Origin of the sequence: Parapedobacter pyrenivorans, from assembly GCF_014636865.1 — a bacterium.
GTDB lineage: Bacteria > Bacteroidota > Bacteroidia > Sphingobacteriales > Sphingobacteriaceae > Parapedobacter > Parapedobacter pyrenivorans.
The window spans coordinates 2061724-2078662 of the sequence record NZ_BMER01000001.1 but is presented as its reverse complement, the minus strand read 5'-3'; the positions used below and the strand labels follow the sequence as shown (position 1 = coordinate 2078662).

Genomic DNA, 16939 nt, shown 5'->3' with positions numbered 1-16939 from the left:
TACAAATGTATAGATTTGTTTCTAAATACCAAATCATTCTAAAAGTAACTAGATTGAACCCCTCCCTTACTCATATCGCTAAAGCTGATGGGCTGGATATGGAATTGGACTCTCGGGCCAGAGCCGAAGACCGTCATGAATTATCGTCCGTTTGTCCAAAATGAGAGTTCTGCAATCGTCATAAAGTGAGAATCACCCCAGTTTTCCAAAAGTTTAAATCGAAGGTAACGCACTTTCGGTGTGCCCTCGGGGAAAACAAATTCTTCGCCCGCTTGCGCATATGCGATATCTTCACTGCTACGCTCCCCAACGGGTAGTCCAGATGGTTTAACAGATTCGCAGGTCATCAGCTTGGTCCAGCTATCCCAACTACCGTCCATATGGGGATTTTCACTGCCCCATACCTCGAATTTCTTAACACTTTCCTTTTCGTAAAGGCGGTCATTGGCCTGCCAGATTTTGAACTTGCTAAGCGAGGTGGAGACTCCGAGGTCTAACGTAAACCATTGCGGTATGCCCGATTGCGTGGCGAATCCCGGCGGGTCGTAGTTTTCGTCCCATAGGTATTCGATAACCCAGCCATAGCCGCCATCTTTAACATCGGTAGGAAGGGAGAAATCCCTGAAACCCGCTTTATCAAGCAGTCGCTCAAACTTAGGGATTTCCACTGCGGTCGCCTCAGGAAAGAAAAAATCAATTGCAGTGGGGTCCGGTTTGAAAAAACTAAGATACGTGATTTCTGCACCCTCCTTATAGTTCTCGATTTCCGTTAGGATCTCGTTGGGAGAAACCATTAAGCTTTGGATCTCCTCGTTCCGGTCCTGATAACGCACTTCGGTATACACCTCGTTGGGAGGCGAGCTCTCCCAATGCAGTTGTAGTTTACCATCAGCGGAATAACCGATTTCTCCCAGCCTTCTGTTAAAAAGCGAACGCACATAATTTTCTCCATAAACCTCACCATTGACATTGACGGCAACAGATGAATTGTTCTTGTTATCAACAGTATAGACCACCAAATTATAGGTGCCTTCCGTTAGATTTTCAATGATCATGCGGACGGTGTCTTTATCAACGCCTTCCGATATTTGCATCTCAGCAGAATCACGGCGGTCGTTCCAAAAGACCTTGACCTGATTAACGTTAGGATCATTGCCAAGGATAATCACCAGCTGGATGCGCCCATTGCCGGGCTGTGCAATCACAGAATCCGCTCGACCGGCATAACTGATTTCGCCTCCCTTTAGGAATTCTTTATATGCATCTTGCTTAATGCACGATGCAAACGTCACGGCTATCAACACAACTGATAGACAACCAAACAATAATTTTCGTTTCATAACTAAAGCGCTATTCATCATCAATTTACAGGTGCCCCCCACATCATTAATTCATTGAAATTCACATACGTGCCGTCAGACCAATTGCGCAAGGTCTTGAACCGGATATACCGTACTTCCGGGGCGTCGATCGGAAAGATGACGGTTTCTCCCGCCTGCGCTGCGGCGATATCGTCTTGTGACAATTGCCCCGACGGCAACCCCGACGGTTTGACCTGTTCGTGAGTCAAGAGCAACTGCCAGCTATCGAAACTTCCATCCGGATCGGGATGATTCGACCCCCAGATTTCTATTCGCCGCGGGTTGTGCAACGAAAAGTAAAACCCTTCCCGCATGAAGTACGTCATCCGGCTTAATTTTGCCTGAACACCCATATCGTAAGTGAACCATTGCGGCATACGAGCGGCGTCACCCGTATGGTAATAGCCACCACTGTTGCCGATGGTTTCGTCAAATAAGGCCTCCACCCTACCGCTGTATCCCAAAGGGGCGTCGGTAGGCAGCACGTACGGCTTCATGCGGCTCGGATCTAAGCGAACTTCAAACAATGGCGTTTCGAACACATACAATGTGTCGGACAGGTTGCCCCACCGGTCCCGGACAAACAGACCAAACTGGGTTTCTTCGGATGGGAGGCCGCGAACAGCAAACTCGCCGGTTGGCAACCGGGTGTAATAGGTGTTTAAGGGCGCAAATTCACCCAGTGAATCATTTGCCAATACCACAAAGGCAAGATCATCTGCCGTACCGTTTTTGAAATTAACGCTGATACCGCCGAATGTCGGGACCACCTCCAAGCTATCGCATGCAAGCTGCATGGGAGGTATCTTAGGGTTGACGGTAATACGAACGGGTTCCGACGCATTTTCGCCGCGGTCTACCGCGTAAAGTGTCACCTCATACGGATCGGTATCTGCAAAGCCCTCTACCGTAAGGCTGCTATGGTGACGACTCACTTTGGTTTCACGAATTTCCCCCTGTTTGGTTGTGTAAATGGCCCTTATATACAGTAAATCGGGGTCGGACGGTACCTGATAGCTAATTTCAGCGGCGCCATTCAGGTTCGTGACCGCCAACTGGGTTACCGGACCGGGGGACACGCCGTCGTTCTCAATGGGTGCCGGTTCGGTATCTTCACAGGCGATTGCAAGGGCGAGAATGGCCATAAAAAAGATGCAATATTGTGATTTCATTGTCAGATTATTTTTTGTCATCATATTTCTTGGTTTCCATTTGGTCACCAGCCAGGGTTTTGCGCCAAATTCGGATTGATTTGAAGTGCATGTTCGTGGATTGGCCACAGGTAGTCGCGTAAATTATCAAACGATTGCCTGAAAAGCAGTATACGTCGATTATAGGCTTCGTAGGTCGATTGTTCGATGTCCCATCCATATATTGGCGCATTCAGGACGCGTGTTGCTGTCTTCCAGCGCCGCAAATCCCAGAAACGGCTCCCTTCAAATGCCAGTTCAATGCCCCGCTCCTGCTGGATAATGCTCCGCAGACCGACTACTGTCGTGTACTTGCTGGGGTTGGTGGAATATTCCGACCAAGCATGCTCAACGGAACGGAGACCGGCGCGCTCCCTAACTTTATTGATAAATACCAAGGCTTCGCTGGACTGGCCGCTTTCGTTGAGGGCTTCGGCATAAAGCAAGTAAAGATCAGCCAACCGGATAATCGGCCAGGGATAGGGCTCTACGGTAACCGCGCTCGATGTGGCCACGAGATTCCAGTTGACCACTTTCTTCGTGAAATAGCCGGTTACTGAGTATAAACGACTTTGACGTTTGGCACTATGCTGCCCGAGTTTGCTCTGGATATTGTATGTACCATTGCGCATCAGCCACGTGGAGCCATCGAATGCGATGGAAGCGTAGAAGCGTGGTTCACGGTCGAAGTGCATTCCTACTGTTTGGTAATTCGGCTGCATACCCACATCGTCACTGGTCGTGGTCCGCAGTTGATACCGGTCGGCATAATCCCAGGTTTTATCTTCGTCGATGGGAACGCCGTTGGCGGTGTAGAAGAGCTCGGCCATCTTGAGCGTCGGCGCAAACTTTCCTTTCAAGCTGAGGTTGGTTATCCCCGGATCGAGCTGGGGGCAAGCAAACAATTGAATCCAATAACTCGGGCGTGCATTATCGATATCATCGTTGGTAGCACCCCAAATCAATTCACTGTTCCACTTTTCCGTAACGGCACTGCGTATGCTCATCTCTTGCTTTTGTGCATCGTTGAGCACGACCTGCGACGAACTGAACGTATACAGCTGTACACCCGCTTCTTCTGCAGCCACTACCGCCACGCGGCATGCCTCTGCCGCACGTTCCCATTTGCCCGGGTCGTATGTGCTGTTAAAAAGAGCTGTTCCGTCGGGATTTTCCAACGACTGAAAGTCCGTATTTCCGTTAAACAATGGACTGGCTGCCGTAACCAACACCCGGGCCTTTATCGCCAATGCCGCAACGCTGGTTACCCTACCCAATTCTGTCGTACGGCTATCGATAACCGACGGCAGCCCGGAAAAGCCATCGCCCGCGGCTTCGTCAAGCAACGATGCAATGTAATTTACAACCGAGTCTACCGGCTGACGAACCACCTTGACCTCTTCTGGATCTGCGGTGATTACCAAATTTTCATCAGCAATTGGAATAGGGCCGTACATGCGGAAAAGATACCAGTGGAAATAGGCTTTCAAGAATTTGGCTTCAGCAATCCACCGCTGTTTTTCGAAGTCGGCAATATCCGGTACGTTATCGATGTTTTCGATGAAGATGTTGCACATCCGTATGCCTTGCCACATAGACCGTCCGTTGAACCCATCCCAATAGTTCATCAACGGGGTTGCCTTATTTTGCAGACCACGGGCGATGTTATAGGAATCTAGCGAAAAGTAGTCTTCGGTCATAGGCCAATAGGTCCACACCTCGTCGCCCGCGTTGAATGCCGGGTTATAATCGGGATTAGCCTCGTTGGGAAGGAAAGAATAACAGGTAAAGAGTGCTTTTTCAGCTTCATTCCGGTTGGCAAACGCGTGTTCCATGGTCGGCACGTTATCGGGCACGACATCGAGATAGTCCTGGCAGGCCGCCGATAGGAAAATCAGGGGTGCGATCAAGACTATTTTTATTAATCTGCTATTGTTCATAACATCTTGCTTTGAGGACGGTTATGGTTATAATTGTATATTCACTCCAATATTGAAAATTTTTTGGGGCGGGTACCCTAACCCATTGCTACCCAGCCGATCGCTATCGCGCCCGTTGCTTCCTTGCTCTGGATCCCATAGCTTAAAGCTACTAATCAAAAACAGGTTGACGCCATTGACATAGAGGCGCAGCCCGCTCACATTCATCCGTTGCAACGCTTTGCCGCTGAAGTTATATCCGAGTTCGACAGACTTAAGTCGCACAAAAGCCCCATTGCGCATCCACCATGTGGAGGCTTGGTTATTATTGCTATTGCCTGCTGCGCTGAGCCGCGGCCAAAACGCATAGCTATCTCGGTCGGTTTCCGACCAGTGGTCATCAGCGATGACCTGGAGCAAACCATTTTGGTTGGCTCCGCTCATCACAAATGGACTGATCGCTGCAGGGTCGATGAACAGGGAGGAACGGGCGGAACCTTGAAAAAAGGCACTGATATCAAACTTATCGGTACCGAAAGAGAACCCTGCACCGTAAATGATCTCGGGTACCATCGGATAACCGAGTCCATTGACCCGATCCAGGTTGGTAACTTCCCCGTCGCCATTGAGGTCGCGGTACTTGATATCTCCACCACGTACCTCGCCAAATGCCTGGGGCGGTGAACTCCTTACATCTTCGTCATCGATGAATAGCCGTTCAGCAATCAACCCCCAATATTGCTGGAGCGAGTGCCCTACGCGAGAAAGGTATTGCATGTTTGCCGGGTATGCGGGCTCTTCATTCACCAATAATTTGCTGGTGGCATACGTAAATGTGCCCCTTACCCTCAGCCAATTGGGACCGAAATTCGTACCGTAATCCATTTCCATGTCCACACCTTTCCCTTCGGCTTCACCCACATTGGCTGCGATGGGCGCGGTCAATCCCATGGTAGTGGGGATGTAACTGCGCGCCATTAAAATATTGGTCCGGCGTTCATGAAACACATCCACGATCATGTTCAACTGATTGAAAAGCCCCAAATCCAGGCCGATGTTGGTCTTATAGGCTTTTTCCCAGGTCACATCATCGTTTGCGTACCGCGATATGGAGACACCTGGGCGCACATAATCGTAGTTCTCGCCAAAGACCGCCCTTCGGCCGGCGTCGTTCATCGTCACGTTAGACATGTAAAAGAACCGATCGTCGGGATTGCCGATCTGATCGTTGCCTACTAACCCGTAAGTAGCGCGCAACTTCAGTTTGGAAATGACCGGGAGCAATGGCTCAAAGAACGGCTCGTTATTGATGTTCCATGCTACTCCGGCGGAAGGGAAGAAACCGAAACGATTGCTTTTTGCAAACCGTTCGGAACCATTGAAGCCAAAGTTCGCTTCAAATAGGTACCGATTGTCATAGCCATAGGTAAACCTACCCGAAAGGCCCTGGTTACGGAAAGGTAACGATAACTGCAAGCTACCCGCATTACCATTCAGGTGGTTTCGGAAGATACCGATGAGCATGCCACTGACATCGTGTTTCTGGCCAAATGTCCGATTGTAGTTCACTGCGGTTTCCAGGTAGGCCGTGGTATTCACGATTTTGTCGCCTTCGTTATAATTAAGGTATTCCGTAGCGCTATCTTCGTTTAGCAACCGGAGGGAATAACCCGAAGGCGAAAAACTATTCGGCGAGGCAAAATAGTAAAACGGGTTATACTGTCGTTCCAAACTGAAATAGGAGTGCCGCTGCGTATAAGCCATCAAACGGGCGCGCAGTCCTTCGGTCAGGAAATTGAAATCTTGCTTGATTTCCACCTGAACATTCAGCTGGGTACGGCTGTATTGTTGGAAACCCGAGACCATGGAAGCGTACGGGTTGGCGTAAACGTCTTCGCCATTGCCCCGTGGCGCATTGCCAAACAACGGATGTTTGGCATAAGAAATATCGGTAGCCGGGAAGACCGCGGGAAATAATACCGGATTAGCTGTTGCAGCACTCCGGAAAACCGCCGACCCACCGCCGACCGGGCCGGTATAATCGGTGAAATTACCCGATGTCCGCACGATGCCCTCTGTGGATGGCGTAAGCATTACGTTTACATTGGAACGCACCTCATAATTTTTCAGGTCGATGTTGTTATCAAAGTTGTTCGAGTTGTTTGATTTCAACATTCCATTGTCCCTGTTGTATGTACCTGATATGTAAAACTGAGCGACCCGACCGCCACCGTTCACGTTCATATTGAAGCGTTGGTTTAGCGTGTAATCTTTGATGAGCATGCCTATCCAGTCGTTGCTCGGGTATAGCAACGGATTTTCACCGGCTGCTGTTTTGTCGATTTTGTTTTGTGCATATGGCAATGCGCCGATTGGGTTCCGGGTGAGCACGGCTTCGTTGGCTAACTTCATATAGGTAATGTTATCGGCAAGATTGAAGTTCGTGGTGTTTTGGGAAATGGAGTTTTCCAAGCGGAAGTTAAAGCGTGTCCGATCGTTTATGCCCGATTTGGTAGAGACCAACACCACCCCATTGGCTCCCCTGGCGCCGTACAGTGAGGCGGCGGCAGCATCTTTCAGCACCGAGAATCCGGCAATGTCGTCGGGCTGGAGGCGGGCTAACGCATCTGACGTGGACTCCATACCGTCAATCAATATGAGCGGATCAATCTTGCCTGACCCGAAACTCGTGATACCACGAATGAAAAATTGTGCATTGTCGGCGCCCGGTTCGCCACTGCTCTGGTAGGCAATCATGCCGGCAACCCGTCCAGCCAGCATGGACGTCAGGTTACTGGTGGGTCCTTTTAACTCTTTGGGGCTAACGGTGGTAATGGAGCTGACCATGCTTTCCTTCTTTTGCTCACCGAAGGCCACAATCACTACTTCATCGAGTAAATCCTCATCAGGCTCCAATTCGACGTTCACAATCGGGCGCCCGCCGATAGACTCCTCCTTGGGTTTGAACCCTACGTAGGTGAACACGAGGATCCCGCGGTCATTCGAAACATTAATGGAATACTGGCCATCTTCGCCCGTTGCGACCGCATGCTGGGTATTTTTTGCACTTACACTCACACCTGCCAATGGCGACCCATCGGTAGCGTGCACCACAACACCGCTTATCTGATGTTGAGCCTGCACGGTGCAAACTCCAAGCAGATGGCACAGCAAATAGAATACTAATCGTTTTGGTTTGTTCATTCCGTTTCTTTTAAGCGTCAAAAAATAATCATTGGCTTTCAGGATCCTATTCGCAGATATACTGTATAATGTACATACATATATATTACACAATAGTCAGACGTTGCAAATTTTCGTTTAAAACCCCGAAATTCAAGATAATAATTAGTTTATATGTTAGTATGTTCATACAAATGTATAAACACATTTCTTAAATCCAAATCCTTTTTTTAAATTAGCTTACGTTTTTATCCATTATGACAAAATTAAATCTCAAAATCGATCATAAGAGTCCAATTCCTTTGCATGTACAGGCCGAGAATTTATTGCGGCAATTAATCGAATCCGCGGATTACCAAGACGGAAAGCTCCTACCCAACGAAGTTGATCTTGCCAAGCGGTTGGCGATATCGCGGGCAACGTTAAGACAAGCCATCAACAAGCTTGTTTTTGAAGAGCTGCTTGAGCGAAAAAGGGGAGTCGGCACTAAAGTCGTCAAGAAGCGATTCAGCTCGCGGTCCAACAACTGGCTCAGTTTTACACAAGAAATGGCCGCCCGCGGCATTCCCGTTAAAAACTTTGAACTCCATATTTCTTGGGAGATTCCCAATGAAGGGTTAGTCAGTTTTTTCGGGATCGACCCTGATCAGAAGATCTTGAAGTTAGAACGTGTTCGCGGCCGGGTAGAAGGGCCATTTGTTTATTTCGTCTCGTATTTTCATCCGCGTATCGGTCTCACGGGCGATGAGGATTTCAAGCGGCCCTTGTATGACATTTTGGAAACCGATCACCATACCGTAGCCGACCTATCCAAGGAAGAAATCAGCGCGATGGTCGCAGACAAATTCCTTGCGAATAAACTGGACACCCAGGTCGGCGCTGCCATACTCTTCCGCAAGCGGTACGTATTTGACCAAGCAGACCGTCCGTTGGAGTTTAACCTTGGCTACTATAAAGCGGACAGCTTTGTTTATACGGTTGAAAGCCGGCGGCAGGCTGCCCGGCCTTTGTCATAATAAGCGAAAAAGGGAGCTCATCGCCCCCTCCATCTTAATCGATCTTGATCTGATATAATTGTTGATGCCATTGATGCAGTTCCGTCTCCGGCATCTTCACCACGGCACGGTCATAGGTCATCAGCCCGTTGGTTTCCACTTCCACATCGGTGGTCTGCGTGTATACGGCAGCCGACAGTCCCATAGGTATCAGCCGGGCGAGGTCTTTCACCAGGCCCTGATAGCGGTGCTTGAGTTCATCGGCATTCTTGAAACTTTGGTAACCCCAGTTGTCCTTGTCCTGCCAAGTATGGCCCTCAACAGGCAATCCGAGTCCGCCGAATTCGCCAAGCACCAGGATTTGCTTGTTGCCAAACAATTTAGGCCTCGGCATCACCGCATCGGGATAATTATGGATATCAAAGATATGCCCTGTAGGGAAGAAATTACCACCACTTGCACTGTTCACGAGGCGTGAAGGGTCATACTTCATCGTCCACTCGGTGATCTCTTCGGTCTTGAATTGGCCCCAAGCTTCGTTGAACGGCACCCATACCACAATACTAGGGAAGTTGTGCAACGCGTCCATGATGGCCTTCCATTCTTTACGATAAATTGCTTCCGACTCGGGGCTGCGGTCCTTATCGTGTTGGCGGCCCGAGGTGATTCCTGGCCGCATATCCCAATGGTTGCCACCGAGATCGCCGCTTGGCATATCCTGCCAAACGAGTAGCCCCAATTTATCGCAATGGTAATACCAACGGGCTGGTTCCACTTTTATATGCTTACGGATCATATTGAATCCCATGGCTTTGGTCTTTTCGATATCGAACCGCAATGCCTCATCGCTTGGGGCGGTATATAGGCCATCCGGCCACCAACCTTGGTCAAGCGGCCCATAGTGGAATACAAATTCGTTATTGAGCAACATGCGTTGTATCCCTTTGGCGTCCAAGCCCATGGAAATCTTGCGCATCGCAAAATAAGACGATACCTCATCAACGACCTTTCCTTTGCGAAGCACCGCTACCTTGAGATCATAGAGGAACGGGTTTGATGGCGACCATAATTCGGCATCACTGACTTGCAGCGACACATCTGCACCTACCGCAACCGTTTGCTCGGCTATCTTTTCCTGCCCTTTCCAGGCTGATATCCGTAGCTGATCACCCGCTTTGGCACTTTCCACTGCGGTTTGCACAAACAGTTTGCCGTGGTCGATATCCGGTGTATGCTTTGTCGTTGTGATATGGGTTTCCGGTACGCCTTCCAGCCATACCGTCTGCCAAATGCCTGTAACGGGTGTATACCAGATGCCATGAGGCCTCACGACTTGCTTGCCATTGGGCTGCGGGCCCTCATTGGTCGGATCCCATACTCCCACCACAACCTCTTGGTTGGCCCCCTTCGTTAAGTGATGGGTGATATCTATGGAAAACGGATCGAATCCGCCGGCATGTGAGCCGGCTTTCTGGCCGTTTACATAGACATCGCATTGCCAATCTACGGCTCCGAAATGCAGGATTACACGCTGCTTCCGCAACTTTTTATCGAGCGTTACTGTCCTTCGATACCAAAGCGTGCTATCCTTGCCGACGGTACGCCCCACTCCCGAAAGTGCAGACTCAACAGCAAATGGCACCAATACCTGACCTTCGTAGCTCCCGGGTGCGGCCCCGAGTTTACCGGGTACGATAGCATATTCCCACAGGCCATTCAGGTTTTGCCAATGCTCCCGTACCAAATGTGGCCGCGGGTATTCGGGGAATGGATTTTTCGGATCGACGGTCGCTGCCCAAGACGACTTGATCTTATCGCCGACCGGGTGCCAAGCAGATGGCTCCTGAGCACTAAGCAGGCCGATCGTAAAGCAAGATAAAAAAAGCAATACTTGTGCATATCTGATTTGCGTTGACGTATTCATACGGTTATTATTTTGGTATTTTCTAATTTAGCATCTTTGATTGCCGAAGATAGGGAGATTCGACCGTCAAATCAATGGACACTTGTTTGTTTCTGTCATTTTAATCATTAAAATGTCAATTTGTTAAGCTATTGTTATTTCGTTACGTTTTTTGTAACATTTTAAACGCATTATTTATTGAAAAACTATGTTTTTCCTTACTTTTGCATCAAACGGTTTATAATTTTATGTCAACCGCAGTAACAAGGAAAATATACGCGAAGGTATTCTTTGCCATCTTTTTTGCAAAGATGGTGATATCGACCGCGCCTATTTTCATGCCGGGTTTTGACCGGGAAGCGGTGTTACAAGTCGTTTTACAACTCGAAATCGAAAATAACAACGGAAAGTCAGGACAAAGTGACCAAGCTAAGGATGTTTTCGCGAAAGGCTTTCAATTAGCAACTTACTTCAGCCTCCAACCGCCTACGGATTACACGATTGAGAGCAACTTCGTATCGAATGATGCGCAGCACGTGTGTGCTTTTTATCCCGCTGTGCCCACCCCCCCTCCTAACTGTTAATCCAACTTGTGATACCCGTCAACTTGATGGGGTATTTTAGCCATTGACCATTTGTCGATTCCCGTAGCATGCGCTTCTTGAGGTGTTTGCCTATGGACTAATCAATACAATGCGCTTTTGATGGCTACGAGTTATGCAAATGGAATACAGTTCATACTATTATTATCAATATGTTTGGTACACGTACGTCCGCGTTTTTGAAATTATCAAAACGGGACTTAAAATATGATTTACCGGCAAGTGTCGTGGTTTTTCTTGTCGCCTTGCCATTGTGTTTGGGAATAGCGCTTGCTTCCGGTGCTCCGTTATTCTCGGGTTTATTAACCGGGATTATCGGGGGTATTGTCGTCGCTTCCTTTAGCGGTTCGCAGCTCAGTGTCAGCGGACCTGCCGCGGGCCTTACTGTAATCGTGCTGGGCGCCATCCAGCAATTGGGAGCGTTCGAAACATTTCTGCTAGCCGTGTTACTCGCCGGCGCGATTCAGGTGGTGCTGGGCATCCTCAAAGCGGGGATGATTGGTAACTATTTCCCGTCGTCCGTTATTCTGGGCATGCTCGCCGCAATCGGCATCATTATTATTCTCAAGCAGCTGCCCCATGCGGTAGGCTATGATGCCAGTTTTTTTGGAGAAGAGAGTTTTATTCAGCTGAATAGCGAAAACACGTTTTCGGCGCTGCAGAAAGCTTTCGGCGCGATCAATTTGGGTGCGGTCATCATCTGCGCCATTTCGCTAGCTATTTTGATTGGCTGGCCAAAAATCAAGAAATTAAGCATTGTGCCCGCGCCATTGGTGGTCGTAATCATCAGTGTGCTATTGAGTCTGGCGTTCGTTGGCACCGACTTCGAATTGGCGGGGAATCACTTGGTCGTCATTCCAGTGGTCAATTCGTTCAACGAGTTCCTGGGGCTGTTCACCTTCCCAGACTTTACGCAGATTGCCAATCAGGATGTCTGGATAGTTGCATTTACCATCGCCATCATCGCGAGTTTGGAAACACTGCTGAGTCTAGAAGCCGTTGATAAGATTGATCCCTTTAAGCGGGTTTCACCGACCAACCGGGAGCTTCTAGCGCAAGGCGTTGGCAATATGACCTCTGGATTGGTGGGTGGCCTGCCGCTGACCGCCGTTATTGTACGGTCTTCGGCCAACGTAAATGCCGGTGGCCGCACCCGGCAAAGTGCCATCCTTCATGGCATCTGGTTGATTTTGGCAGTACTGCTTATCCCTTCCATCATTAACCTCATCCCCCTTGCCTGTCTGGCAGCCATCCTACTGCATACCGGCTATAAGTTGGCAAAGCCTGCGGCGTTTAAACAGATGTGGCATAAGGGGCTCGACCAGTTTGTGCCGTTTGTCGTTACGATTACCGCCGTAGTTTTCACCGATCTGCTCACCGGTGTAGGTATTGGTCTACTGGTAGCAATGTTCTACATCCTTAAAGATAACCTTTCCAATTCTTTTGAATACGATATCGAAGAAAATGAGGATGGAGCCAAAATAACTTTTACCTTAGCCGAAGAAGTGACATTCCTCAACAAAGCTGCCATACAAAAGGCATTGCATGGCCTTCCAAGACGCATCAATGAAATTATCATTGACGGATCGCAAAGCCGTTTTATTGACAAAGATGTGATCGAAGTGATCAAAGACTTTGAACAAAACGCGGTGAGCAAAGGAAAATCCTTGGAGCTGGTGGGTATCGTAAATAAAAAGAATGTACCCAATATCAGGCGCTTTACGCAAAGTATCCTGAAGAACGATTCATTAAAAAAACGGGCTGTAAAAAAGCCCTCAGAAACCATCTAATAAACAGATCAACTATGTTAAAAAAACAATTAAATAACCCCGAGTTAAAAGCAGGTTTTGAAAAACTATTGGCCGGCAATGCCGAATGGATGAACCAGGTGAAGGAAGACACGACCGGCAAGCTTAAGCAACTGGCCGAGGGCCAGAGCCCCGAACTGTTGTGGATCGGTTGTGCCGACAGCCGTGTTCCTGCCAACCAAATCACCAACACACAACCGGGAGAGGTATTCGTACACCGCAACATCGCTAATATGTGCGTGCACTCCGATATGAATATGCTTAGCGTGCTTGACTATGCTGTGAACGTATTGAAGGTGAAACACATTGTTGTAGCCGGACATTACGGGTGTGGTGGTGTTGCAGCGGCGCTGAGTCGCCAGCAATTCGGCATCATTGATAACTGGCTTTGCCACATCAAGGATGTGTACCGACTCCATAGTGACGAAATAGATGCCATCGAAGACCAAAAAGAGAAAGTAAGTCGATTGGTGGAGCTCAATGTAGCCGAGCAAGTGTTCAACCTGTGTACCACGTCTATCGTGCAAAATGCTTGGAAGGAACGCACCGACCTGGCAGTGCACGGTATGGTTATCGACATTGCCACAGGAAAGCTTATTGATCTAAACATCACGTTTACGGATAGCGTGGGCCTGGGAAAGGTCTTTGCATTCAAATAAATGCAGGCAAGTAAATAAACAAGAGGGGCGTCTACCGGTTGGCAGACGCCCTTCTTGTTTATTCCTGTTCCAAAAATGGATACCTGTAGTCCACGGGTGGATCGAAGGTTTCCTTAATGGTACGTGGCGACACCCAGCGCAACAGGTTAACCATTGAGCCCGCCTTATCGTTGGTACCCGATCCGCGCGCGCCACCGAATGGCTGCTGACCTACCACTGCTCCGGTACATTTGTCATTGATATAGAAATTGCCCGCCGCATTGCGGAGTACATGGGTAGCTTGGCTGATCGCGTAGCGGTCCTGTGCGATCACAGCACCTGTAAGTGCATAGATAGACGTACCGTCGATCACCTTCAGCGTATTTTCCCACTCGTCATCGGCATATACATAGACCGTTAATACCGGGCCGAAAAGCTCCTCGCACATCGTCACATAATCCGCACGCTTGGCCTGTATCACCGTGGGATGGATATAATAACCTTCGCGCTTATCATACGTGCCGCCCGCAATGATTTCGGCGTCTGCATCCTGTTTGGCAGCGTCAATATATTTCGCTAACTTATCAAAAGATTTCTCGTCGATAACCGCGTTGATGAAGTTACTGAAATCATCCGTCGGCCCAATCTTGAATGATTCGACATCTGCGACAATCAACTCCTTAAGCTCCGGCCACAGGGATTGGGGAATGTACACGCGCGAAGCTGCCGAGCATTTCTGCCCCTGGTACTCAAAGGCTCCCCGTACAATCGCTGTCGCGGCGGCCTTAATATCGGCCGACCGATGCACCACTATGAAATCCTTGCCCCCTGTTTCGCCTACGATGCGCGGATAAGTTCGATAACGGTGTATATTTTCTCCGATCGTCTTCCATATGTTTTGGAATACCGCCGTAGACCCGGTAAAGTGTATCCCTGCGAAGTCCGGGTGCTTGAAGATTACGTCGCCAGCCGTTGGTCCATCGACATACACCAGGTTGATTACCCCTGCCGGTACGCCAGCCGCTCTGAATACTTCCATCAACACATTTGCGGAGTAGATTTGCGTGTTTGCTGGCTTCCAAACCACTACATTGCCCATCATCGCCGCAGACGTGGGCAGATTGCCCGCAATAGCTGTGAAATTGAACGGTGTAAGCGCAAACACGAATCCTTCCAGTGGGCGCTGCTCTACCCGATTCCAATTGCCGCGGGGAGAAACCGGTGGCTGTTGCATATAGATTTCGCTCATGTACTTGACATTGAAGCGCAGGAAATCTATGATTTCACATGCGGAATCAATCTCGGCCTGAAACGCGTTCTTGGATTGCCCCAACATGGTCGCTGCATTGAGCTTATACCGAAACGGGCCGGCTATCAGGTCGGCAGCCTTCAGAAATATCGCCGCACGCTCTTCCCAGGGAAGGTTCTCCCAATCTTCCTTCGCATCAAGTGCAGCATCAATAGCTGCCTGCACATGGGATTTATCGCCCTCATGGTAATGTCCCAATTCATGCCCGTGCTGGTGAGGCGGGTGTATGGAAACGCGCTTGTCCGTGCGTACCTCCTTGCCTCCAATATACATCGGTATATCCGCTTTCTGCTCAAGAGCGACCTTAAGAGCCTCCTTCAGCAGCTTACGTTCCTTGCTGCCAACAGCGTATGATAACACCGGCTCGTTTACTGGCTCGGGAACATTAAAAAATCCTTTTAACATAATTTCATTCTTTTTGTGTGACGTTACAAAGCTACCAAAACCCGTAGGACCCTGCAATTTATTTGGGAACCAATCTGCCGTCATACGCCAAAGATCCATAGTCAATACGACTTGACCAAGAAGCTATTTAACTAAGTTTCGTTGAAAATTGACTAATCTTTTCTATTTTTATTAAAATGATTCGCTCATGAAACAAACACTACGTTCATATTTAATGGCATTTATCGCTTTTACGACCACTATCGCTGCTTACGGTCAGCAAAAATGGCACCATGGTCGATTGCAGGTTACACCCGATGGGCACTACCTACAATATGAGGACGGAACTCCTTTTTTTTGGCTGGGTGATACCGCTTGGGAATTGTTCCATCGGCTTAAAAAAGAGGAGATTATGCGATATCTCGACAACCGGAAGGCCAAGGGATTCAATGTCATCCAAGCCGTGGTGCTGGCCGAAATGGACGGTTTACGCCAACCGAATCAATATGGAGATATTCCATTGATTGATTTAGACCCCGAAAAACCAAATGAAGCCTATTTTAAGTTGGTAGACGATGTGATCACAGCAGCCTATGAAAGACAACTGTTTATGGGATTGCTTCCGACCTGGGGCGACAAAGTTACACGGATGTGGGGCACTGGCCCTGCTGTTTTTACCACCGAAAATGCCTACCACTATGGCCACTGGCTTGGTAATCGCTATAAAGATAACCAAAACATTGTTTGGATCCTAGGTGGCGATCGTCCAGCCCTTCATGATTCGGTTGATACCCGCCCCATATGGCGCGCCATGGCTAAGGGAATATTGGAGGCTACGAAAGGGAAGGCGCTACTCTCCTATCACATCTCAGGTGGCGAACATTCGACTTCTCAGCAAATCCACACCGAACCGTGGTTGCATATGAACATGATGCAATCTGGACATGGCTCGGGGCACGACGTCCCCGTTTGGGAATGGGTAACACGCGACCGTGCTTTGATACCGACCAAGCCCACCCTGGATTCAGAACCTAACTATGAGGATCACCCGGTAAACCCCTGGCCGAAATGGGATCCTAAAAACGGCTATTTCAATGACTACGATATTCGCAAACAAAGCTACCGTTCTGTCTTTGCCGGAGCGTGCGGGGTGACCTACGGCCACCATAGCATTTGGCAGTTTTGGAGTGAACGGGAAGAAAAAATCAATCACGCGGACCGGTATTGGAGCGAGGCACTCAACCGGCCTGGAGCATTTCAAGTCGGTTACCTGCGGCAGCTCATCGAATCACGCCCCTTTATCGATCGCATTCCCGATCAAACCATCATTGCGGACGGCCAAGGGGAAAAAGGACAGCACATACGTGCCTTTCGGGATCGTGAAGGAAGTTATTTCATGGCCTATATCCCCGAGGGGCGGACCATCGAGGTCGATTTATCGACGCTAAAGGCTGGTCCAGTGCGAGTGTGGTGGTTCAACCCTGCCACAGCGGAAACGACCGATTTGGGTATATTAAACCATGCTGGGAGACTTCAGCTGACGTCGCCGACGCAGGGCTTTGGCAAGGATTGGGTGCTGGTAATCGATCATGTGGCTAAAAGGTATCCCATCCCGACTTTCAAGCACCCATGATACCGGTTGCTCTT

General features: G+C 49.1%; 11 protein-coding genes. 5 read left to right on the top strand and 6 right to left on the bottom strand.

The features are described from left to right. Window positions 1-140: 140 nt before the first annotated feature. From IEV98_RS08210 to IEV98_RS08195, 4 genes are read right to left on the bottom strand one after another with little or no spacing between them, the layout of a single operon-like run. Window positions 141-1340: a DUF4998 domain-containing protein gene (locus IEV98_RS08210; RefSeq protein ID WP_188505382.1), complete on the bottom strand. Its 1200-nt coding sequence runs from the start codon at window positions 1338-1340 to the stop codon at window positions 141-143. 20 nt (window positions 1341-1360) lie between these two features. Then, complete coding sequence (locus IEV98_RS08205; protein WP_188505381.1) at window positions 1361-2533, bottom strand: DUF5000 domain-containing lipoprotein; 1173 nt, start codon at window positions 2531-2533, stop codon at window positions 1361-1363. Between the two features lie 44 nt (window positions 2534-2577). After that, complete coding sequence (locus IEV98_RS08200; RefSeq protein WP_188505380.1) at window positions 2578-4491, bottom strand: RagB/SusD family nutrient uptake outer membrane protein; 1914 nt, start codon at window positions 4489-4491, stop codon at window positions 2578-2580. Between the two features lie 27 nt (window positions 4492-4518). Further along, the gene (locus IEV98_RS08195) at window positions 4519-7674 is read right to left on the bottom strand and encodes a SusC/RagA family TonB-linked outer membrane protein (protein WP_188505379.1); all 3156 of its coding nucleotides are present in this window, start codon (window positions 7672-7674) and stop codon (window positions 4519-4521) included. A 236-nt stretch (window positions 7675-7910) separates the two neighbouring features. Here IEV98_RS08195 and IEV98_RS08190 point away from each other — a divergent pair, with 236 nt between their 5' ends. Continuing rightward, window positions 7911-8669 (top strand): GntR family transcriptional regulator, encoded by a 759-nt coding sequence (locus tag IEV98_RS08190; protein ID WP_188505378.1) that lies wholly within the window; start codon window positions 7911-7913, stop codon window positions 8667-8669. Between the two features lie 34 nt (window positions 8670-8703). On the opposite strand, the gene IEV98_RS08185 is transcribed toward IEV98_RS08190, so the two are convergent. Continuing rightward, window positions 8704-10572, bottom strand: coding sequence for a glycoside hydrolase family 2 protein (locus IEV98_RS08185; RefSeq protein WP_188505377.1), 1869 nt, complete (start codon window positions 10570-10572; stop codon window positions 8704-8706). 227 nt (window positions 10573-10799) lie between these two features. On the opposite strand from IEV98_RS08185, the gene IEV98_RS08180 reads away from it, so the two are divergent. The 3 genes from IEV98_RS08180 (at window position 10800) to IEV98_RS08170 (ending at window position 13620) form a co-directional block, all read left to right on the top strand. After that, window positions 10800-11135 carry a hypothetical protein gene (locus IEV98_RS08180; protein WP_188505376.1) on the top strand — a complete coding sequence of 112 codons (336 nt, stop codon included), beginning with the start codon at window positions 10800-10802 and terminating at the stop codon, window positions 11133-11135. Between the two features lie 170 nt (window positions 11136-11305). Further along, window positions 11306-12943, top strand: coding sequence for a SulP family inorganic anion transporter (locus IEV98_RS08175; protein WP_188505375.1), 1638 nt, complete (start codon window positions 11306-11308; stop codon window positions 12941-12943). 14 nt (window positions 12944-12957) lie between these two features. Next, window positions 12958-13620: a carbonic anhydrase gene (locus IEV98_RS08170; protein ID WP_188505374.1), complete on the top strand. Its 663-nt coding sequence runs from the start codon at window positions 12958-12960 to the stop codon at window positions 13618-13620. 58 nt (window positions 13621-13678) lie between these two features. On the opposite strand, the gene pruA is transcribed toward IEV98_RS08170, so the two are convergent. Then, window positions 13679-15313 (bottom strand): L-glutamate gamma-semialdehyde dehydrogenase, encoded by a 1635-nt coding sequence (gene pruA / locus IEV98_RS08165; protein WP_188505373.1) that lies wholly within the window; start codon window positions 15311-15313, stop codon window positions 13679-13681. 187 nt (window positions 15314-15500) lie between these two features. Here pruA and IEV98_RS08160 point away from each other — a divergent pair, with 187 nt between their 5' ends. Continuing rightward, complete coding sequence (locus tag IEV98_RS08160; RefSeq protein ID WP_229738622.1) at window positions 15501-16925, top strand: glycoside hydrolase family 140 protein; 1425 nt, start codon at window positions 15501-15503, stop codon at window positions 16923-16925. Window positions 16926-16939 lie beyond the last annotated feature (14 nt).